The sequence below is a fragment of the Variovorax sp. Varisp36 genome (genome assembly GCF_047304235.1).
Classification (GTDB): Bacteria; Pseudomonadota; Gammaproteobacteria; order Burkholderiales; family Burkholderiaceae_C; genus Variovorax.
In genome coordinates, this window is record NZ_JBGLYU010000005.1 from 110,855 (window position 1) to 131,029 (window position 20,175).

The window sequence follows — 20,175 nt, forward strand, 5'->3', positions numbered from 1 at the left end:
ATCAGCCGTCGGCTGTCTTCAAGGCGACGTGCCGTTGGCACGCGTCATCTGGGCGAGGGTTGCGCTGGTCAGCGCGCGCACGCCGATGCGCATGGCCGACTCGTCGATGGTGAACAGCGGCGAGTGGTTCGTCGGACCCGCGCGGTCCGGATAGGGCGAGGCGTTGAGGATCCAGAAGACCACCGGGATGCCCGTGGCGCCGAACGCGCCGAAGTCCTCGGAGCCCATCGACGGCAGGATTTCCGCGACCTTGTCCTTGCCCGCTGCGGCCTTCAGGCCATCGACCAGCGCCAGGGTGGACGGTACGTCGTTGACCAGCACGCCATAGCCGCCGCCGGTGTCGATGCGCACGTCGGCCTTCACGCCATAGCTGGCTGCGATGTGCTCGGCCTTCATGCGGATCTGCTCGTGGGCCGTCTTCTGGTTCTGCGCCGACAGCGCGCGCACCGTGCCGGAGAGTTCGGCGGTCTCGGGCAGGATGTTGAAGCGGTTGCCGCTTTGCAGCATGCCCACCGTGACCACGGTGGCGCCGCCGTCAATGGTCGGGTTGGTGCGATGGCTCACGATGTTCTGCAGGCCCAGCGTGATCTCCGCCGCCGCCAGCATCGGCGAGTTGGCGGCCCAGGGCGCGGCGCCGTGTCCGCCCGCACCGCTGAGCTTGATGTCGAACACATCGATGCTGGCCAGCATCGCGCCTGGGCGATAAGAGATCGAACCCTTGGGCGCTTGCGAGCCGATGTGCTGGCCCAGCACGATGTCGACCTTGGGGTTGTCGAGCACGCCCGCCTTGACCATGGCCAGCGCGCCGCTCGGGCGGTCGCCGGGGCCGATCTCCTCGGCCGGCTGGAACAGGAACACCACCGTGCCGGGCAGTTCGGCGCGCATGGCCGAGAACGCCTGCGCCGCGCCCAGCAGCATCGCCACGTGGGTGTCGTGGCCGCAGACGTGCGCCACCGACACCTCCTGGCCACGCCACATGGCCTTGGCCTTCGAGCGGAACGGCAGGTCGTTGCGCTCCTCGACGGGAAGGGCATCCATGTCGGCGCGCAGCGCCACCACCGGGCCGTGCTTGCCGCCGCGAAGCACCGCCTTGATGCCGGTTCCGGCGATGCCGGTCTGCACTTCGATGCCGGGAATCTTCGCCAGGACTGCGGCGATGTACCTGGCCGTCTCGACCTCTTCGTAGGCCAGCTCGGGGTGCTGGTGGATATGCCGGCGCCATGCGATCACGTTGGGCTCCGCGGCATCGGACAGGGCGAGCGCACGATCGAGCAAGGGTTGCGGCGTCGCCGCCGAAGCCAACACGATGCCCATCGCGGCCGCACACAGGGTTTGTTTGAAGAGTCGCATGAGGGTGCCTTGTTGTGGTGCGCCACGGGCCGCCGAGGCTGGAGGTTTGTTTTATATGCCGGCCGGTAAGTTAACTGATGCTAGCAGTTTCGGCCGATAGCCACAACGAAGGGAGCGGGGGGAAAGCGAGGGGAGCAGCAGGCCGCTGTCTGCTCGTGGGTTTTCGCCGGGGCACGGGCGCGAAGCAGCCCGCGCCCCGGCATTGCGACGTTCAGCAGGCCTTGCCGTGGGCTGCGTGAGCGCCCTTGGCCTTTGCGTCGGCCTCCGACATGTACGAGCCGTGCTTCGTCTTGCCGAAGTACTTGTCGGTCGCGCAGTGATAGACCTTGCCGTTGACCCAGACCTGGCCTGCGGCAGGTGCTGCTGCCGTGGTGGTCGTTGCGGGTTTGGCCGCGGGCGCTGCGGCTGCGGGTGCTGCGGCCGCGGGCGCAGCGGCTGGTGCCGGTGCTGGTGCCATTTTTGCAGCGGGAGCGGGGCTCGTCGTTGCTGCTGCAGCCGGTGGCTGCTGCGCAAAGACCGAAGCGGTGAAGACAGTTCCGGCAGCCAACAGGATCAGGGCTTTTTTCATGATTGCACCTCAAGGGTCACACGAAAACACGTGCATGTGGCTGTCAACGTCCTCGCCGCATGTCGGTTGACTCTTCGGCCATGCCATCGGAGGCGGCGAGCTCCAGACAGGGACGCATTTCACGATTGTCAGAACTGAACTTGCTCAGTTTGCAAAGAGGATGGGTCCGGAGATTCACTCGATGCCAACCTTGAAGTATCTCGAATACCAAGGAACTATTTCCTTGGGGGCCAACGTCGCGGCGCCTATCCTCGGCGCCCTCATGAGCGTCACACAACAGCTACAGCTTCTCGTCAAACTGCCCGATGGCTGGTCGAGCCGCATCGATATCCAGCGGACCACGAACGGCCGCTACGCCGGCGTTGCCGAGCTGAGCCTTCGCGGGCTCAAGCAGGGAGTGCTCGTATTCATGCAGCAGCCCACGCTGGAAGCGGCAGTGGAGCGCGTGAGGCTTCGCGCCAGCCAGTTCGCGAGGGCGCGGCTTTTCTTGCCGAGTGCCCGGTCGTAGATGCCGACGACCGAGCAATGCCTTGCGGGTTGGGTTTTTCTATCCTGCACATGAGAATTCCCAACCCACGAACGCACAGCCACGCGGCACCATGGAGCCTCATTAAAGGAGAACGCCATGAAGGCATTCAGGAAGTTCGTTGGGGGCGTCATCTCTATCGCCGGAGCCGTGGTGCTGGTGGCTCAGCACCTGTGAAAGGGGCACGCGCCCGCTGCCGCGAGGCACTCAGCCGAAGGTGAACACGTAGGCCTGCGCGCCGGCATCGAGGAATTCAATCTCGAACAGGCGCTCCCTGTCGTTCGCCGCCTGGCGCACCAGCTGGTACAGCCGCTGCCCGTCGATGGTGCCGTTGCCCTGCGCATCGGTATCGGCGCCGTGGTCCGCGAGCGGAGGCTTGCCGTCGACCAGCACCCTGAAGCGCACCAGCTTGCCATCGGCCGACGGGCCGAGCACGAGGTGCAGGTCGCGTGCATGGAAGCGGTAGGCGATGCGCCCGTTGGCGCGGACCAGCACCGCGCGTTCGCTCTCCACCGTCCATTCACCTGCCAGTGCCCATTGGTTGGTGCGCAGCGATGGCGCAGCCGCTGAATAGACGTGCGCATGGTCGTTCGATATGCCGCCGGGCGAAGCGAAGTTGTGCGCGCGCTCGTAGCCCAGGTAGGTTTCGCCCGACAGGGCCGGCGATTTGGCCGGCGCGGCCTGCGTGCCCTGGCCTTGCGGCGAGACCAGGTCGGCCGGCACGGCGGGCCGCCCCGCTTCCGCCAGCAACTGCTGGATGACCTGTTCCGCCTTCGCATACTGGCCCTCGCCGAACTGGTGATGCCGGATGCGCCCCTGCGCATCGACGATGTAGAACGCCGGCCAGTACTGGTTGCCGAAGGCGCGCCAGATCGCGTAGCCGCTGTCGATGGCCACGGGGAAACCGATGCCCAGGTCCTTCGTCGCGCGGCGCACGTTGGCGGGCAGCTTCTCGAACGCGAACTCCGGCGCATGCACGCCGACGACCACCAGTCCCGCATCCTTGTACTTCTCGGCCCAGGCACGAACGTAGGGCAGGGTGCGCAGGCAGTTGATGCACGAGTAGGTCCAGAAGTCGACCAGCACCACCTTGCCGCGCAGGATCTCGGCGGTCAGCGGGGCGGAGTTCAGCCATTCGGTGGCGCCCGCGAGCGAAGGAAGGCCGCCTTCGTCGGGCAGCGCCGGTGCGCGAGGTTGCGACAACGGCACGGGGATCGGCATTGGCATGCCGATCTTCTCCACAAGTGCTTTCTCCAAGGCCGAAGTGGTGCCGACCGACAGGCGGCTGAGCAGCCCGGTGTCCAGCCCCAGCGCGATGGCGCCGACACCCGCGAGCACGGCCACGCCGGCTGCACGCCGCACCCATTCGCCGGTGCGCAGCGAGCCCTTCATCGCCGAGAACAGCCGCCCGCCGAAGAGCAGCGCGGCCGCCAGCGAGGTGCACGCACCTGCCGCGTAGGCCAGCAGCAGCAGCGAGGTGCCGATGCTTGCGCCGTTGAGCGCCGCGCCCGTCAGGATCAGTCCGAGGATCGGCCCCGCGCAAGGCGCCCACAGCAGCCCCGTGCCAACCCCCAGCAGGAGCGGCGAGAACACCGACGCCTTTGTTTCCGGTGCTGGCCCCGCCAGCCTCAGGCCGAGTGCCACCAGCGGCCGGCTCAACCGGTCGGCCACCGACGGAAACAGCAGCGTCACGCCGAATACCGCGAGCATCGCAATCGCGGCATAGCGCCCGTACTGGTTGAGCGCCACGACCCAGCCGCCGCCCACGGCCGCGAGCGTGGCAATGGCCGAGAACGCCAGCGCCATCCCCAGCAGCATGGGAAGGCCGTGCGAGCGGAACGGCCGGTCGGCGCGCGCGAACACGAACGGGAGCACGGGCAGGATGCACGGGCTCAGGATGGTGAGCACGCCACCGAGGTAGGCAACGATGAGGAGCAGCATGATCGGATTCCAGTCGGTGAATGTTGTCGATGAAGGGCTAAACAGGAAGTCGAGAGCGAGCGGGGCCCTTCGCGGTCTCGCCATGCGAGCCGCTCTTCTCTTTCTTCTTCGGTCGGTGGTGCTGCTGCGGCGGCTGCCGCGCAGCCGGCTCAGTCCGGTGGCGCGGCCGCGTTGGTATTCATGGTCAGCCGGGCTTCCAGCCCGCCTTCGTCCCGGTTGCGCAACGTGAGCTCCGCGCCCATCGCCGTCGCCAGCTGCTGTGCAATGGCCAGGCCCAGCCCGGTGCCGCCGGTGCCGCGGTTGCGCGAGCCCTCGACGCGGTAGAAGGGCTTGAGCACGTTCTCCAACTGGTCGGTCGGAATGCCGGGGCCGTTGTCGACCACGGCCAGCGTCAGCCGGTTGCCGGCGTCTGCATGCACCTGCAGGCGTACGTCGGTGCCGAACTTCAGCGCGTTGTCGATCAGGTTCGTCAGGATGCGCCGCAGCGCGTTCGGCCGCGTCATCATGGGCTCGCCCACGCGGCCTTCGAGCAGCACCTGCTCGCCCGAGTCCTCATAGTCGGCCACCATGCTCTCGAACAGCGCGTCGGCGTCGATGCGGCGCGGCGGCTCGGTGGCACCGTGCAGCGTGCGCGCGTAGGTCACGCCTTCGCGCACCAGGGTGTGCATGGCGTCGAGGTCCTGGCGGAACTTGTCGCGGTCATGGCCGTCGTCCATCAGGTCGGTGCGCAGCCGCATGCGGGTGATGGGCGTCTGCAGGTCGTGCGAGATGGCCGCGAGTATTTCCACCCGCTCGGCCATGTAGCCGGCGATGCGCTTCTGCATCGCGTTGAAGGCGCGCGCCGCGTGCTTTACCTCGGTCGGCCCCTCTTCGGCCAGTTGCCGGCCCTTCAGGTCGGGGCCCAGCTCGTCGGCCGCGTCGGCCAGCTGCGCCAGCGGCCGCGTGACCAGCCGCACCGCGTACCAGGCACACACCGCCAGCACCAGCAGCTGCACCCACAGCAGCCACATCACCCAGCTCGACACCGGCATGTCCACGCGCCGCGCATGCACCACCACCGAGGAGCCGTCCGACAGCCGCACCTGGATCTGCAGGCCCTGCGGCGGGTTGCTCACCTGCCCGATCTTCACGATCTCGAAGGGGCGCATCGCGTCGACGATCGCGGTCGCGAACTGCTGCGACGACGGCGTGTCGGGCGCCTTGCCCTGCGCGTTCCCGCCGAGCACGAAGCGGTAGTTGCGCCGCTCCAGCCGCGCCAGCCAGCCCTCGCGTTCGGCGGCCGGCAGCCGATCGAGGATGGCGACCGAGCTGGCGATGTCGCGCTCGATGCCGATCATCATCAGCTCGCGCATCGCGATGCCGCGCTCGTAGCCGATGGCCATGAAGGTCAGCAGCTGCGCGATGGCCAGCCCGACGACGATGATCAGCGTCACCCGCGAGAACAGCGAGCGCGGCAGCAGCCGGCGCAGGCCCATGGGGGCGCAGGAGGCCGGCGCGATGTCGGCGGGAAGGCTGGCGGCGGGAGTAGGCATGGACGGGTTTATAGACCCGGTCCCGCTCCAAGGCGCGGCGGTTTGTATTCCAGTGTGTTGGGCCGCGTGGCCTGACATACAACATTACCCGTCGCGCCCGGTCTGCCTCCACGGCGCCGGCCCTGCCGGCGCGCCCGTGCAAGCAACATAGTGTGGTCGCCCGGCCCGCCGGATACACGGGCATACAAAACCGCCCGATCCTTCGCCTGCACGGGCTACATTGCACCTGCCCGTCGCCCTGCGGGCGCATCACCGCACTTCCATGAACATTGCCAAGACCTCCGACCACATCCTCATCGTCGACGACGACCGGGAAATCCGCGAACTGCTCTCCACCTACCTGGTCAAGAACGGCCTGCGGGTGGTGACGGTACCCACGGGGCGGCACATGCGCGCGGCGCTGGAGGAGTCGGGACCTTTCGACCTGATCATTCTTGACCTGATGCTGCCGGGCGAAGACGGGCTCACGCTGTGCCGCGACCTGCGCACGGGCAAGTACAAGGCCACGCCCATCCTGATGCTCACCGCCCGCAGCGAGGAGGCCGACCGCATCCTCGGCCTGGAGATGGGCGCCGACGACTACCTTGCCAAGCCATTCTCCGCGCGCGAGCTGCTGGCGCGCATCCGCTCGGTGCTGCGCCGCACGCGCATGCTGCCGCCGAACATGCGCTCCACCGAGTCGGCCTCGAAGCTGGCCTTCGGCGACTGGCAGGTCGACACCACCGCGCGCAACCTGATCGACGACAGCGGCGTGATGGTGGCGCTCAGCGGCGCGGAGTACCGGCTGCTGATGGTGTTTCTCGATCATCCCCAGAAGGTGCTGAGCCGCGACCAGCTGCTGAGCCTCACCCAAGGTCGCGAGGCGGAACTCTTCGAGCGCTCCATCGACCTGCTGGTGAGCCGCCTGCGCCAGCGCCTGCGGGACGACGCACGCGAGCCGCGCTACATCAAGACGGTGCGCAGCGAGGGCTACGTCTTTTCGTCGGCCGTCGAGGCGCTCGACTGACGCCTGCGCGGGAGGGGATGCATTGGCAGTTCACCGGGTTGCGGATTTCCTGCGAGATGCCGCCTGCGAGGAAGAGGAGGGCGAACCAGAGCTTGTTCATTTCTCTTGTTTGTCTCGTGTTGTGGTTGCTTGTGTTCTGGGGGCGTGCGAATGGCACCGGGCGCTCCCCTCCGCGAAGGTCCCCCGTCGTCGTGATCGCACCCCGAACTACTGCGTCGTCTCAAGTCCCAGAAGGCTCAGCCAGCAGCGCCTGAATCTTCTTCTCGGTAGTGCCGTAGCTGCCTTCGCCAAAGTGCGAATAGACGATCTTTCCCTGCTTGTCGATCAGGTACACGGCCGGCCAGTACTGGTTCCTGAAGGCCTTCCAGGTGCCGTAGCTGTTGTCCTGCGCCACGGCATGCTTGATCTGCAGACGCGCGATGGCGTCCTTCACGTTCTTCGTCGATTTCTCGTACGCGAACTCCGGCGTGTGAACGCCCACGACGACCAGGCCCTTGTCCTTGTACTTCTCGTTCCACTCCTTCACGTAGGGCAGGTGGTTGAGGCAGTTGATGCAGGTGTAGGTCCAGAAGTCGACCAGCACCACCTTGCCGCGCAGCTCGCTCAGCTTCAGCGGCGGCGAATTGAGCCAGCTGTCGATGTTCTGGAATTCCGGTGCGGGCACGGCCTCGCCGGCCGCGCCCTCGCCGCCCAGCGGCGAGGGCGCGGCAAAGGTCAGCGTGAGGGCTGCCGCAGAGGCCGCGATGGCGACGGCAAAGAAGAGGGCGGGAGAGCGAAAGCGCATGGCGATTCCTTCGGAAGAGTGACGGGCGTTCGTCTGTGAACGGAGCCGATTCTTCGCCGGGCCACCCCGCCGCGGAGCGAAATGCGTATGCCTCTGTATCCGCGGGACGAACCCCACACACTACGTTTCACATCCCGCGCGGACGCGCATGGTCAATCGACCCTGATGTTGCGCGAGCGCACCAGCGCACTCACTCTCGCCGTCTCGTCCTGCACGAACTTCGCGAACGCCTCGGGCGCGGTGCCCGCGGGCTCCAGGCCCAGCTGCAGCAGCTTTTGCCGCACGGCCGGATCGGCGACCGCCGCCTGCACCGCCTTGCCGAGCTTCTGCACGATGTCGACCGGCGTCCCCTTGGGCAGGAACATGCCGTTCCACTCGACCACGTTGTAGCCCGGCAGGCCCGACTCGGCCAGCGTCGGCACGTCGGGCAGCCCCGGCACGCGCTTGATGGAGCTCACGCCCAGCGCGCGCAGCTTGCCGCTCTTGACGTAGCCCAGCGTCGAGGCCACGTTGCCGAAGTAGGCCGACACCTGCTCGCCCATCACGTCGGTCAGCGCGGGCGCGCCGCCCTTGTAGGGCACGTGCATCAGGCCGATCTTCGCCTGCTCGTTCAATGCCTCGCCGGCGAGGTGCGAACCGGTGCCGCCGCCGGCCGACGCGAAGCTCAGCTTGCCGGGGTTCTTGCGTGCGTAGTCGATGAACTCCGGCACCGTCTTGTAGGGCGCGGTCGCCGGCACCACGAGGATCTGCGGCGCCGTGGCCACCAGCGACACGGGATTGAAATCCTTCGCCGCGTCGAAGGGCAGCTTGCGCAGCGAGGGGTTCACCGAGAACGCCGACGCGTCGTACAGCACGGTGTAGCCGTCGGCCGCCGCCTTGGCTACGTTGTCGGCGCCGATCACGCCGCCCGCGCCCGGCTTGTTGTCGATCACGATCTGCTGGCCCAGCGCGGTGCTCATCTGCTGCGCAACGATGCGCGCGGTGTTGTCGGCACCGCCGCCCGCGGCATACGGCACCACCATGCGGATCGGCTTGTCGGGCCAGGCGGCCCAGCCCAGCAGTGGAGCGGCGCAGGCGGCCAGGGCCGCGACGGATTTCAGGAGTCGCTTGTTCATGTCGATGTCTCGGGTCTTGTGGTTCAGGAAAAGTCGTAGAGCCGCGCCGGGTTGTCGACCAGCACGCGCTGGCGCTGCACTTCGTCGGGCACCCACTGGCTCAGCAGGTCGAAGAGTTGCGCGTCGTCGGGCTTGGCGATGCGCTCCGTGGGATGCGGCCAGTCGCTGCCCCACACCACGCGTTCGGGCGCCTGCATCACCCACGCCCGCGCGAGCGCGACGGTGTCGGCATAGCCGCCTTGCGCGCCGACCCGCGAGTCGAGGTACGCGCCGGACAGCTTGATCCAGGTGCGGCCGTTGTCGAGCAGCCGGTGCACCACCTCGAACGCGGGATGCGCCTGCGCATCGGGCTGCGGCATGCGCGCGAGATGGTCGAAGACGACGGTGCAAGGCAACCGCGCGAGCAGCGCCGCGTGTTCCGCGATCTGGCCGGCGCTCCAATGCAGCTGCACATGCCAGCCGAGCGCATGCACCCGGTGCGCCAACGGCTCGACCATGCCGAAGTCCGTCGCTGCATTCGTCGGCGTGTACAGCGTGAAGCGGATGCCGCGGATGCCGCCTGCGTGCAGCCCTTCGAGTTCGGCGTCGCTCGCGTCGGGCCGCACCACCGCCACGCCGCGTGTGTGCTGCGCGCCCAGTTCGCGGATGGCCGCCAGTGTCACGCTGTTGTCGGTACCGTGCACGCGCGGCTGCACGACCACCGTGCGCTGCGTGCCGATGCGCCGCTGCAGCAGGCGATAGTCGTCGGCGGTGGCATGGTCGAGCATGGCGTCGGGCGATCCCTGCAGCGCGAAGCGGCGGTCGTACACGTGCATGTGGGCGTCGCAGGCGTCTTCGGGCGCTGCATGGGTGGGCTTGCGTGTGCCGCTGCTGTGCGGCACCGCGAGATCGGCGCGCATGGGCTCAGTCGCCCGTGCGGCTGGCGGCCGCTTTCGGGGTCAGCACGTGCTGCGTGTGCTGGCCCAGTGTGGGCGCCGCGAAGGGTTCGGGGCCGGGCGTGCGGCCGAACTTCACGGGACGGGTGAAGCCGCGGTAGGAGCCCAGCGTGGGGTGCGCGAAGTTCGCGACCATGTCCTCGGCCAGCACCTGTTCGTCGTCGAACATGTCTTCCACCGTGCGGGCCGCGGCGCAGGGCACGTCCTCGCCGAACAGTTCTTCCCATTCGAGCGCGGTGCGTTCGGCCAGCGCGGCGCGAAGCTTCGGAACGATCTCCGCGAAATGTTGCGCGCGCTTGCGCACCGAGTCGTAGCGCTCGTCGTTGGCCAGCTCCTGCAGCCCGACCTTGGCGCACAGCGCCTGCCAGAAATGCGGCGTGTTGGCCGAGATGTAGATGTGCCCTTCGCGGGTCGGGTGGATGCCAGTGATGCCGCCCGAACGCATGTCGCGCCCCACGTCCTTCGGCTCGCCCTCGGCCCACACCATGCGCGCCGACTGCATCGTGAGCGCGGAGCGCAGCAGCGACACGCCGACGAACTGGCCTTCGCCGCTCTTCTCGCGCTCGTACAGCGCCGAGGCGACGCCGGCGGCCACCAGCGCGGCCGCGTAGTAGTCGACCACCGAGCCGTAGATGATCTCGGGCGGCTCGCCGCGCTTGCCCTGCAGTGCGCACATGCCGGTCATGGTCTGCAGCACCTGGTCGTAGCCGGCCTTCTCGCGCAGCGGCCCCGTCTCGCCGTAGCCCGTCACGGCGCAGTAGATGAGGCGCGGGTTCACGGCCTTCAGCTGGTCGTAGGCAATGCCCAGCCGCGGCGGCACGCTGGGGCGGAAGTTGTGCACCAGAACGTCGGCCGTTCGCACCAGTGCCATCAGCGCGGCAAGGTCCTGCGGGTTCTTGAGGTCGAGCACCACGCCCAGCTTGCTGCGATTGACACCGACGAACGCGCGGCTCTCGGCCTCCAGCGACGACGGGTACTTGCGCAGGTTGTCGCCGGTGGGCGGCTCGATCTTGATGACCTCCGCGCCCTGGTCGGCCAGCAGCGAGCAGCCGTAGGGGCCTGCGATGTAGGCGCTCAGGTCGAGCACGCGCAGGCCGCTCAACGGCCCGGCGGGGCCTTGGCGGACAGGCAGGGACGCGTCGTCGGGGACGGTGGTGCTCATGGGCTTTTCTTTCCTTCTTTCTTTCCTCAATCGGCGGTGATGTTCTGCTGCTTCGCCAGCTTCTTCCAGCGCTCCACGTCCTCGGCGATGACGGTGCCGAACTGCGCCGGCGTGAGCGGGGTGGCGATGGCGCCTTCGCGCAGGAAGTTGGCGGTGATCTCGGGCCTTGCCAGGATCTGGTTGACGGCTCCGTTCAGCTTCGCGACCACGTCGGCCGGCGTGCCCGCCGGTGCCAGCAGGCCCCACCAGAGTTCGAACTCGTAGCCGGGTACGGCCGTGGCCATCGGCGTGAGATCGGGGGCGATGGGGCTGGGCTTCAGGCTCGTGATGCCAACGGCGCGCAGCTTGCCGGCACGCACCATCGGCAGCAGCGAGGGGCCGCTGGAAATCAGCAGCTGCGTCTGGTTTCCGACCAGGTCCGTCACGGCCGGGCCCATGCCCTTGTAGGGGATGTGCGCGATCTGCAGGTCGCCTACCTTGGCCTTGAGCAACTCGGTGCCGAACTGGTTCACGCTGCCCGAGCCCGACGAGGCGTAGTTGTACTGGCCCGGCTTCGCCTTGATGGCGCCGATCAGCTCGGCCGGCGTCTTCGCGGGAAACTCGTTGTTGACCGCGACGATGAACGGGCCCTTGGCGAACATGGCCACGGGCGCGAGGCCCTTCACCGGATCGAAGGGCAGCTTCGACTGCACGGCCGCATTGGTCGTCATGCTGGAGGACACGGCCACGAGCGTGTAGCCGTCCGGCGCCGCCTTGGCCACCTGGCCGGTGCCGGTGTTGCCGCTCGCGCCGGGGCGGTTGTCGATGATCACGGGTTGCTTGAGCGCATCGCCGAGCTCCTTGGCAACCTGGCGCGCGAAGGTGTCGTTGGATCCGCCGGCCGGGTAGGGCACGACGATCGTGATGGCCTTGGTGGGATAGGCGGCCTGTGCGAACGCGGTGCCGGCGAGTGCGACGGCCGAGGCCACCGCGAGCGGACGAATGAATGAAGGGATACGCATTTTTTTGTCTCCGGTTCTCTTTTCGAATAGGGAAGCTCAGCCGGGCAGCAGCCCCAAGCTGCGTGCGCTCTTGACGATGGCGCGCGCGCGGATCACGAAGGGGATGTCGATCATCTTTCCGTCCACCACGTAGGCGCCGACGCCCTTGGCATCGGCCTCTTGCGCCGCCTCGACCACCTTGCGGGCGTGCGCGATTTCTTCGTCGGTCGGTCGGAACACTTCGTTGGCGATGGCGATCTGGCTCGGGTGGATGCAGGTCTTGCCGAGGAAGCCGAGGTCGCGCGCGAGCATCGCCTCGGCACGAAAGCCCTCGGCGTCGCGGATGTCGGCGAAGGCGCTGTCGCAGGCATACAGGCCCGCTTCGCCGGCCGCGATGCGCACCGCGAACATTGCCTGCCGGATCGCGGAGGGCTCGCGCCGCGCGATGCCCAGCGGCTCGAAGAGGTCGCCCAGCCCCAGCTGCAACCCCGCCACGCGCGGATGCGCCAGTGCGAGCTCGGCGGCCGTGCGCAGGGCAGCGGGTGTCTCGATGTTCAGCAGCAGGCCAATGGGCGCATGCACACCGTTGGCCCGCTCCGCGCGCTCGATGGCTTCGGCCGCCGTGCGCACATGCGCCGGGCTCTGCGGCTTGGGCAAGTTGATCAGGTGCACGCCGGCCTGCGCCACCGCTGCCACGTCGCGCTCGAAGTGCGGCGTGTCCATGGCATTGATGCGAACGATCAGTGTCTTGTGCGACGCGGCCGCTTTGCCGCTTTCGAGGAACTTGCGCACGGTTTCGCGTGCCTCGTCCTTGCGCGGCTCGGACACCGCGTCTTCCAGGTCGAGGCAGATGGCATCCGCTGCACTGGCCAGTGCCTTGGCGAACAGCTCTGGGCGGGTGCCGGGAACGAAGAGTTTGCTTCTCATGGATGCAGTGTCCGCAGTTCGTGAGAGGAGAAAAACAGCTGCTTCCTGCGATCACATCGTAGAAAATCTATCTTCATGGAAACGGCCTACCTGCAAAGCTTTCTTCTGGTGGTGGAATCGGGCTCGATGTCGGAGGCCGCACGCCGGCTTGACCTGACGCCCGGCGCGGTGGCGCAGCAGATCCGCGCGCTCGAGCGCGAACTCGCCGCGCCGCTGCTCGCGCGCGCCGGCCGCACGGTGCAGCCGACCGAGGCGGGGCACCGGCTGGTTCAGCGGGCCCGCACGCTGCTGCGCGATGTGAGCGACATCAAGGCGATGCTCGGCAGCGAAGCAGCCGGCGGCGAGTTGGTCATCGGCACCATCAATACGGCCATCCACAGCCTGCTGCCGGACATCCTCGCGCGCTTCGTGAAGACGCATCCGGGCGTCAAGGTGTTCCTGCAGTCGGGCACCACCGCCACGCTCTACAAGTCGATGCAGCAGGGCGAACTCGATGCGGCGGTGTGCTTGTATCCGTCGTTCGCGCTCGCGAAGACCTTCGACTGGGCGCTGCTGCGCGAGGAGCCGCTGGTGCTGCTCGCGCCCAGTCGCCTCGCGCGGCGCGACCCGCACGGGCTGCTGCGAACTTCACCGCTCATCCGCTACGACCGCAATCTCGGCGGCGGCAAGCAGGCCGACCGCTACCTGCGCGCGGCGGGCATCGTTCCGCAGGAGCGCTTCGAGCTCAGTTCACTGCTGGCCATCGCGATGATGGTCGACCGCGGCCTTGGCGTGTCGATCGTGCCCGACATCGCATCGCCGCTGCTGGAGGGGCAGCGGGTCGCCAAGATTCCATTGCCATTGCCCTCGGAGACCCGGCGCTTCGGCGTCCTGTGGCCGCGCGCGTCGCCGCGGCTGAAATTGATTCACGGATTCGTCGAGAGCGCGGGGCTTGTCATTGCCGGCAAGGGCAGCGGCGCTCGCGGATCGCCCGCCCGCTAGTTCCGGTTCGGAGCGAACCGACGCCTGCGCGCCAGACCGTCGGTCGCCGGATTTTCGCCTGCCGAAGGAGCGGAGTTAGCACGGACGGCGTTGAAGCCCAGGCAAACACCAATGGCCATCACGCCGGTGACGGCAAGCATCGCCGCGGTGTGAACGCCGACGGCCGCGAGCGCCAGCAGCAGCGAGCCCGACGCGGTGATCTCGCGGGCTGCCGGTGCGCCGCTCATGCACAGCGGGATCAGCGCCGGCACCAGCATCAGCCCCGCGCCGTGCGCGGTGGACATCATGAAAGACCAGAGTGCCAGCCCGGCATTCCCGGCCGCTGCCCGCGCATGCCTTGCATTGCGGCGCCGCAGGTGATGCACCGCGACGGCGGCAAGAAGCCCGCCCGCCAGCACCTGCAGCATCACGCCGCCCATCGACAGGCCAAGCGCCACCGCGGCCGCGACGAGCGCGACCGATGCGGCGTGTCCGATGGCGATCGGCAGCAGGGCCCGCAGCGCCTTCGTCCGGTCGCGCGACCGCACGCCCCGGGCGGCGGCGAACATCCAGCCGGTGGTGGGGTTCAGCCCGTGAAGGGCGCCGACCCCCGCGACCGCCAGCCATGGCCAGAGGCTTGCCATGATGTTGTCTCCACGCGCCGGGGCCGCTCGCGCTTCAGCTGTGTTCCGAGCAGCACGACCCGGCAGCCTTCGCATCGGGCTGTGGTTCGTACAGATCGTGGTGGCGCACCCATTCCATCTTGTAGGGCACGTCGCGCTCGCCGCGGCCCTCCGGCACGAGGTCCATCAGGTTGTACGCGCCCATCATCACTTCCACGCCGCGGCCGAAGGTCGAGTAGGTGTGGAACACCTCGCCTGCGTCGTCCTTGTAGAACACGCTGACGCCGGGTGCTTCCTCCTGCGGGAAGGGCTGCATGCCGTAGTTGTAGTAGACCTCGCCGCCGGCGCGTTCCTCGGGCGAGAAGCTGACGTGGAAGTCCCGGTTGAAGTCGCTGCCGTTCGACGACACCCAGTTGAACTGCCAGCCCATGCGCTCGCGAAAGCGCGCGATCTCGGCCAGCGGTGCGCGCGAGATGGCGACCAGCGTGATGTCGCGGTGCGCCAGGTGCACGTTCATGCCGTCGGTGTGGTCCGCCATGAAGGAGCAGCTCTGGCAGCCCTGCTCCCATCCCGGACCGAACATGAAGTGCTGCACCAGCAGCTGGCGCCGGCCCTCGAAGAGTCCGGCGAGCGTGCGCTGGCCGGCGGGCGTGTCGAAGAGGTAGTTCTTCTGCACGCGCTCCCACGGCAGCGCGCGGCGCTCGCGGGCGATCTGGTCGCGCAGGTGCGTGAGCTCCTTCTCGCGCGCCAGCAATGCCTTGCGCTCGGCGAGCCATCGTTCGCCGGATACGACGGGATGGTTGGCGAGGCCCGGTTCGATGGCGGGGTTCTTGGCGGTGGTGGCGAGGCCGGTCATGTCAGTGCTCCGTAGGGTTGTGGGGACGGCGAACGGCGCGGACCTTTCCGCTCTCGCCGCCGCCGGCATAGAAGAGATCGGCCCCGTCGGATTCGAGCCCGCTCACGCCGACGCCGCGCGGCATCTCGAGCCGCTCGAGCACGGCGCCGCTTTGCGGGTCGATCCGGCGGATGTCGCTTTCTTCGGCTTCCCAGGTGGCGTGCCATAGCTCGCCGTCGACCCAGGTCACGCCGGTGACGAAGCGGTTCGACTCGATGGTGCGCACGATGGCGCCGGTCTCGGGGTTGATCTGGTGGATCTTGCGGTCGCGGTATTGCCCCACCCACAGACTGCCTTCGGCCCAGGTGAGCCCCGAGTCGTAGCCGTGGCCGGGTGTGGGGATCGACGCCAGCACCTTGCCGGTGGCGGGGTCGATCTTGTCGATGCGCGACTCGGCGATCTGGTAGAGGTGCGTGCCGTCGAAGGCGGTGCCGGCGTCGCAGGCGGCATCGAGCGTGCGCGTGGTCTCGCCGCTGGCGGGGTCGAAGGCCACCAGCTTGGTGCCGGTGGCGGCCCAGACGCGTTGGCCGTCATGGGTCACGCCGGCGATGCTGCCGGAACCGCCGAAGGGGCCGTACTCGCGCACGATCTCGGCCGGCCGCACCTTGGGCTGGGTGGTGTCCTTGCTCTTCCTGCTGGTCATTGTTGGCTCCTGTAGCGCCGTGGATCGGCGCCTGGAGACAACTTTATTCAAACGGCAGCGCAGCGGGGAGTAACAAGATCGTCGTGAATCCCGCCAGCGGCGGCGACAGCCAGCGGCGCGCCCGCGTCTGGCCGATGGAGCGCACCCGTCCTTCGGCCTCCAGTTCGGCGAGGGCGCGCTGCACGGTGCGCTGGCTGGCCCCGAGCGCCAGCGCCAGGGCCGAGGTCGACCACGCCGCGCCGTCGGACAGCAACGCGACCAGCGAGGCCTGGTCTCCGTCGATGGGCGGTGCCAGCAGCGCGACGGTGCGCTCGCCATGCGGCTTGAGCACGAAGCCGCGCGGCGTGGCCTCGATGCCCGCCAGCGTGGTGGCGAGCGCGCGCAGGCGGCCGATCTCGACCCGCAGCCGCGCGCGATGCGTTTCGTCGGGGCGGTGGGTGCGGAAGGCGGATGCGATCAAGGCTTCGCGGTCGACGTCTGCGGGCCACGCTTCTGCCAGCGTGCGTGCCAGCGTGAAAAGGATCGGCCGGCGAGCAAGGGGCAGCCATGCGTCGCCAGCGCCCAGGCCCCGGCGGCAGGCGTCGACCACCAGCGCGTTCGAGGCGAGGAGGGCGGCCACTTCGTCGAGGCGCAGCGCCTGCTCGCCACCCGCGAAGAGGCGCCGCGCGGCGGGTCGCTCGAAGGCCGCACGCGCCTCCGCCACCTCGGCCAGCAGCGCGGGCACGCGCGCGCGGCCGGCCGCTTCGTGTGCGCGGGCGAGTGCGGCCTGGGCCGGGCCGATGCGCAGCGAGCGCAGCGCCAGTTCGGCCGAGGTCAGTTCGGCCACCGCCCCCAGCGCTGGCGGCAGGCCGCGCGCATCGAGGTGCATCAGTGCGGCGGCGGCTTCGTCGAGGCGGCCGAGCAGCAGGAGCCTGCGCGCCGCGATCAGCCGCGCCTGCAATGCGTTGGCGTGATCGTCGTGCGCCTCCAGCGTCGCCGCCGCCGCGGTCAGCGGGCGAGGGGAGCCGCCGCGGTCGCGCATGGCCAGCGCGACCTCGGCCTCGGCGACGATGCAGCGGGCGCGCGACAGCTCTTCATGGGCGCCGAAGTCGCGCGCGGCGCGCCGCAGCAACTCGCGCGCGCGGGGGTGTTCTCCGAGCTGCGCCATGGCGATGCCGCGCAGGGCCAGCGCCGGCGGATCGTCGCGCAGGGCGATCCGCTTGAGGGCGCCGAGTGCATCGCCGGCGGCAAGGGCGCGGGCGGAGGCGGCGATGAGGGAATCCATGGCGACAGGTTACCTTGAGGGGCAGACCGCAGGACGACGACGTTGACGAGGCCGGCAGGCGCGTCCACCATGGCGGGTCGTCGCGGGTGTCCCACGCGGCGGACTCGTCGGGGAGGACTGGCCCGCTCGGGAACGGAAGCTCAAGGCGCCGTTCGGAGCTTTCAAGGAGATCCCATGGCTGAGAGCGACAAGGTGTTCGCGGGTTCGATCCCGAAGTTCTACGACACGCTGATGGTCCCCCTGATCTTCGAGGCCTATGCCACCGACATGGCGCAGCGCGTCGCTGCCTTCTCGCCCGGCGCGGTGCTTGAGACGGCCGCCGGCAGCGGCGTGGTCACGCGTGCGCTTGCACCAAGACTCCGCGCCGACGCACGCTATGTGGTGAGCGACCTCAACCAGCCCATGCTCGACTATGCCGCCGCCCGCCAGGGGCCCGACGGCCGCATCGAATGGCGGCAGGCGGATGCGCTCGGCCTGCCGTTCGAAGATGCCTCGTTCGATGTCGTTTGCTGCCAGTTCGGCGCGATGTTCTTCCCCAACAGGGTCGCCGGCTACGCCGAGGCGCGTCGTGTGCTGAGGCCTGGCGGGCGCTTCGTCTTCAACGTCTGGGACCGCATCGAAGAGAACGCCTTTGCCGACGATGTCACCAACGCCGTTGCCGCGATGTTTCCGGACGACCCTCCGCGATTCCTTGCCCGCACGCCGCACGGCTATCACGATGTCGCACTGATCCGCGAGGATGTGAGCCGCGCAGGGTTCACCGACATCGAGATCGAGACGCGCGAGGAGGTGAGTCGCGCGCCCTCGGCACGCGAGGTCGCCACCGCCTATTGCCAGGGAACGCCTCTGCGCAACGAAATCGAGGCGCGCGACGCCAGCTTGCTTCAGCTCGCGACGGACCGCGCAACGCAGGCGATCGCCAGCCGCCATGGCGAAGGCCCGGTGGCCGGCAAGATACAGGCGCACGTGATCGTTGCGAAAGGATAGCGCAGGCCCGGGCGCACACGCATTGCCGGCATCGATGCGGGGATTGGCCACCGAGGCATGGCCCGGAGCGCTGCGGGATTCCACCAAGGCCGTGCGCCCGCCAGTGCGGCGCATACTGGCGGCAAAGCCGCATGCCGGCCCCTCCGGGGTCGAGGGAGGCTTGCCAGGAGACACGCATTGCAACGCACCAACATTGCAGATCCGGCCTACTTCCACAAGGTTGTCGATTGCCAGTACGCCTGTCCGTCGCATACCCCCGTCCCTGAATACATCCGCATGGTCGCGCAGCGCCGCTACGGCGACGCCTACATGATCAACTGGGTCTCCAACGTCTTTCCCGGCATCCTGGGGCGCACCTGCGACCGTCCCTGCGAACCGGCTTGCCGGCGCGGGCGGGTGGAAGAAGGCAACACGAAGGAGCCCGAGCCGGTGGCGATCTGCCGCCTCAAGCGCGTGGCGGCCGACATGAAGGAAGACGTGCGCGCGCGCATGCCGAAGCCCGAACCGAAGAACGGCAAGCGGGTCGCCTGCGTCGGTGCGGGGCCGGCCTCGCTCACCGTGGCGCGCGACCTCGCGCCGTTGGGCTACGAAGTGACGGTGTTCGACGGCGAGGCCAAGGCCGGCGGGTTCATCCGCACGCAGATACCGCGCTTTCGCCTGCCGGAGTCGGTGATCGACGAAGAGACGGGCTACATCCTCGACCTGGGCGTCGAATTCCGCGGCGGCGAGCGCATCGATTCGATGAAGGCATTGCTGGCGCAGGGATGGGACGCGATCTTCGTCGGCTGCGGCGCACCGCGCGGGCGCGACCTGGACGTTCCCGGGCGCCGGGAGGCAGCGGCCTGCATCCACATCGGCATCGACTGGCTGAACTCCGTGTCCTTCGGCCACGTCAGCAGCATCGGCCGGCGCGTGATCGTGCTGGGCGGCGGCAACACGGCGATGGACTGCTGCCGGTCGGCACGCCGCCTGGGCGGTACCGACGTGAAGGTCATCGTGCGCAGCGGCTTCGACGAAATGAAGGCCTCGCCCTGGGAGAAGGAAGATGCCCAGCACGAAGGCATTCCGATCATCGACTTCCATGTGCCCAAGGCCTTCGTGCACGAGGAGGGCAAGCTGCTGGGCATGCGATTCGAAATCGTCCGGGCCGAATACGACAGCCAGGGCCGCCGTACGCTGGTGCCGACGGGCGCACCGGACGCGTACTTCGAATGCGACGAGGTGCTGGTCGCGGTGGGCCAGGAAAACGCCTTTCCGTGGATCGAGCGCGACAGCGGCATCGACTTCGACAAGTCGGGCTTGCCGGTGCTCGAGAAGACCAGCTTCCAGTCGACGGTGCCCAACGTGTTCTTCGGTGGCGATGCGGCCTTGGGGCCCAGGAACATCATCACGGCCGTGGCCCACGGGCACGAGGCGGCAGTGTCGATCGACAAGCTGCTGCGTGCCGAACCGGTGTATGTGCGGCCCGCGCCCATGACCAACCTGGTGTCGCAGAAGATGGGCATCCACGAATGGAGCTACGGCAACGACACCTCCAACGACCTGCGCTACAAGGTGCCGTGGGCCAAGGCCGAGATGGCGCTGGCGAGCATCCGCGTGGAGGTCGAGCTTGGCTTCGACGCCGCCACTGCCTTCAAGGAGGCCGAGCGCTGCCTGAACTGCGATGTGCAGACCGTGTTCACCGAGGCCGCCTGCATCGAATGCGATGCCTGCGTGGACATCTGCCCGATGGACTGCATCAACTTCATCGACAACGGCGACGAAGCCGAACTGCGGCCCCGGCTCAAGGCGCCGGCACTGAACCTGGCGCAAGATCTGTACGTCTCCGGCGGGCTCAAGACGGGCCGCGTGATGGTCAAGGACGAAGATGTCTGCCTGCACTGCGGCCTGTGCGCCGAGCGCTGTCCCACCGGCGCGTGGGACATGCAGAAGTTCCTGCTGAAGATGACGCCGGCAGGGCAGGGGGTGGCCGCATGA

19 protein-coding genes are annotated in these 20,175 nt (G+C 68.4%); 5 read left to right on the plus strand and 14 right to left on the minus strand.

Features of this window, described 5'->3' with window-relative positions:
• Window positions 1-18: 18 nt before the first annotated feature.
• Both ACCD11_RS05080 and ACCD11_RS05085 read right to left on the minus strand, forming a co-directional pair.
• Window positions 19-1,350, minus strand: coding sequence for a M20 metallopeptidase family protein (locus ACCD11_RS05080; RefSeq protein WP_413312716.1), 1,332 nt, complete (start codon window positions 1,348-1,350; stop codon window positions 19-21).
• 211 nt (window positions 1,351-1,561) lie between these two features.
• Complete coding sequence (locus ACCD11_RS05085; RefSeq protein WP_413312718.1) at window positions 1,562-1,918, minus strand: hypothetical protein; 357 nt, start codon at window positions 1,916-1,918, stop codon at window positions 1,562-1,564.
• Window positions 1,919-2,099: 181 nt separating this feature from the next.
• Here ACCD11_RS05085 and ACCD11_RS05090 point away from each other — a divergent pair, with 181 nt between their 5' ends.
• Window positions 2,100-2,426, plus strand: a complete 327-nt coding sequence (locus tag ACCD11_RS05090) for a hypothetical protein (RefSeq protein WP_413312719.1) — start codon at window positions 2,100-2,102, stop codon at window positions 2,424-2,426.
• Between the two features lie 225 nt (window positions 2,427-2,651).
• On the opposite strand, the gene ACCD11_RS05095 is transcribed toward ACCD11_RS05090, so the two are convergent.
• Both ACCD11_RS05095 and ACCD11_RS05100 read right to left on the minus strand, forming a co-directional pair.
• Entirely contained in the window at window positions 2,652-4,385 is a 1,734-nt protein-coding gene (locus ACCD11_RS05095; RefSeq protein ID WP_413312721.1) for a cytochrome c biogenesis protein DipZ, read from the minus strand.
• A 149-nt stretch (window positions 4,386-4,534) separates the two neighbouring features.
• The gene (locus ACCD11_RS05100) at window positions 4,535-5,917 is read right to left on the minus strand and encodes an ATP-binding protein (RefSeq protein ID WP_413312723.1); all 1,383 of its coding nucleotides are present in this window, start codon (window positions 5,915-5,917) and stop codon (window positions 4,535-4,537) included.
• Between the two features lie 262 nt (window positions 5,918-6,179).
• Between ACCD11_RS05100 and ACCD11_RS05105 the strand changes: the two genes are divergently transcribed.
• Window positions 6,180-6,923, plus strand: a complete 744-nt coding sequence (locus tag ACCD11_RS05105) for a response regulator (RefSeq protein WP_184641902.1) — start codon at window positions 6,180-6,182, stop codon at window positions 6,921-6,923.
• Window positions 6,924-7,143: 220 nt separating this feature from the next.
• Here the strand turns inward: ACCD11_RS05105 and ACCD11_RS05110 are convergent, their stop codons facing one another.
• The 6 genes from ACCD11_RS05110 to ACCD11_RS05135 all read right to left on the minus strand — a co-directional run bounded on the left by ACCD11_RS05110 (window position 7,144) and on the right by ACCD11_RS05135 (window position 12,826).
• Entirely contained in the window at window positions 7,144-7,707 is a 564-nt protein-coding gene (locus ACCD11_RS05110) for a thioredoxin family protein (RefSeq protein WP_413312724.1), read from the minus strand.
• Between the two features lie 152 nt (window positions 7,708-7,859).
• Window positions 7,860-8,822 (minus strand): tripartite tricarboxylate transporter substrate binding protein, encoded by a 963-nt coding sequence (locus ACCD11_RS05115; protein WP_413312725.1) that lies wholly within the window; start codon window positions 8,820-8,822, stop codon window positions 7,860-7,862.
• Window positions 8,823-8,845: 23 nt separating this feature from the next.
• A complete protein-coding gene (locus ACCD11_RS05120) occupies window positions 8,846-9,721 on the minus strand; it encodes an amidohydrolase family protein (RefSeq protein ID WP_413312727.1) in 876 nt (291 codons plus the stop codon).
• A gap of 4 nt (window positions 9,722-9,725) precedes the next feature.
• Window positions 9,726-10,919: a CoA transferase gene (locus ACCD11_RS05125; protein ID WP_413312729.1), complete on the minus strand. Its 1,194-nt coding sequence runs from the start codon at window positions 10,917-10,919 to the stop codon at window positions 9,726-9,728.
• A 26-nt stretch (window positions 10,920-10,945) separates the two neighbouring features.
• Window positions 10,946-11,920: a tripartite tricarboxylate transporter substrate binding protein gene (locus ACCD11_RS05130; protein WP_413312731.1), complete on the minus strand. Its 975-nt coding sequence runs from the start codon at window positions 11,918-11,920 to the stop codon at window positions 10,946-10,948.
• 36 nt (window positions 11,921-11,956) lie between these two features.
• Complete coding sequence (locus ACCD11_RS05135) at window positions 11,957-12,826, minus strand: HpcH/HpaI aldolase/citrate lyase family protein (protein ID WP_413312733.1); 870 nt, start codon at window positions 12,824-12,826, stop codon at window positions 11,957-11,959.
• 75 nt (window positions 12,827-12,901) lie between these two features.
• Here ACCD11_RS05135 and ACCD11_RS05140 point away from each other — a divergent pair, with 75 nt between their 5' ends.
• Window positions 12,902-13,807: a LysR substrate-binding domain-containing protein gene (locus ACCD11_RS05140; protein ID WP_413312735.1), complete on the plus strand. Its 906-nt coding sequence runs from the start codon at window positions 12,902-12,904 to the stop codon at window positions 13,805-13,807.
• Here the strand turns inward: ACCD11_RS05140 and ACCD11_RS05145 are convergent.
• Genes ACCD11_RS05145 through ACCD11_RS05160 form a run of 4 tightly spaced genes read right to left on the minus strand, consistent with a single transcriptional unit; the run spans window position 13,804 to window position 17,211 of the window.
• Window positions 13,804-14,430, minus strand: a complete 627-nt coding sequence (locus ACCD11_RS05145) for a hypothetical protein (RefSeq protein ID WP_413312736.1) — start codon at window positions 14,428-14,430, stop codon at window positions 13,804-13,806. The genes ACCD11_RS05140 and ACCD11_RS05145 overlap by 4 nt on opposite strands.
• 34 nt (window positions 14,431-14,464) lie before the next feature.
• Window positions 14,465-15,265 carry a DUF899 domain-containing protein gene (locus tag ACCD11_RS05150; protein ID WP_413312738.1) on the minus strand — a complete coding sequence of 267 codons (801 nt, stop codon included), beginning with the start codon at window positions 15,263-15,265 and terminating at the stop codon, window positions 14,465-14,467.
• Between the two features lies 1 nt (window position 15,266).
• Complete coding sequence (locus ACCD11_RS05155) at window positions 15,267-15,947, minus strand: DUF6923 family protein (protein WP_413312740.1); 681 nt, start codon at window positions 15,945-15,947, stop codon at window positions 15,267-15,269.
• A 43-nt stretch (window positions 15,948-15,990) separates the two neighbouring features.
• Window positions 15,991-17,211: a helix-turn-helix domain-containing protein gene (locus ACCD11_RS05160; RefSeq protein WP_413312742.1), complete on the minus strand. Its 1,221-nt coding sequence runs from the start codon at window positions 17,209-17,211 to the stop codon at window positions 15,991-15,993.
• A 174-nt stretch (window positions 17,212-17,385) separates the two neighbouring features.
• Here ACCD11_RS05160 and ACCD11_RS05165 point away from each other — a divergent pair, with 174 nt between their 5' ends.
• Together ACCD11_RS05165 and ACCD11_RS05170 are read left to right on the plus strand one after the other, a co-directional pair.
• Window positions 17,386-18,198, plus strand: coding sequence for a class I SAM-dependent methyltransferase (locus ACCD11_RS05165; RefSeq protein ID WP_413312743.1), 813 nt, complete (start codon window positions 17,386-17,388; stop codon window positions 18,196-18,198).
• Between the two features lie 177 nt (window positions 18,199-18,375).
• Entirely contained in the window at window positions 18,376-20,175 is a 1,800-nt protein-coding gene (locus tag ACCD11_RS05170; RefSeq protein WP_413312745.1) for an FAD-dependent oxidoreductase, read from the plus strand.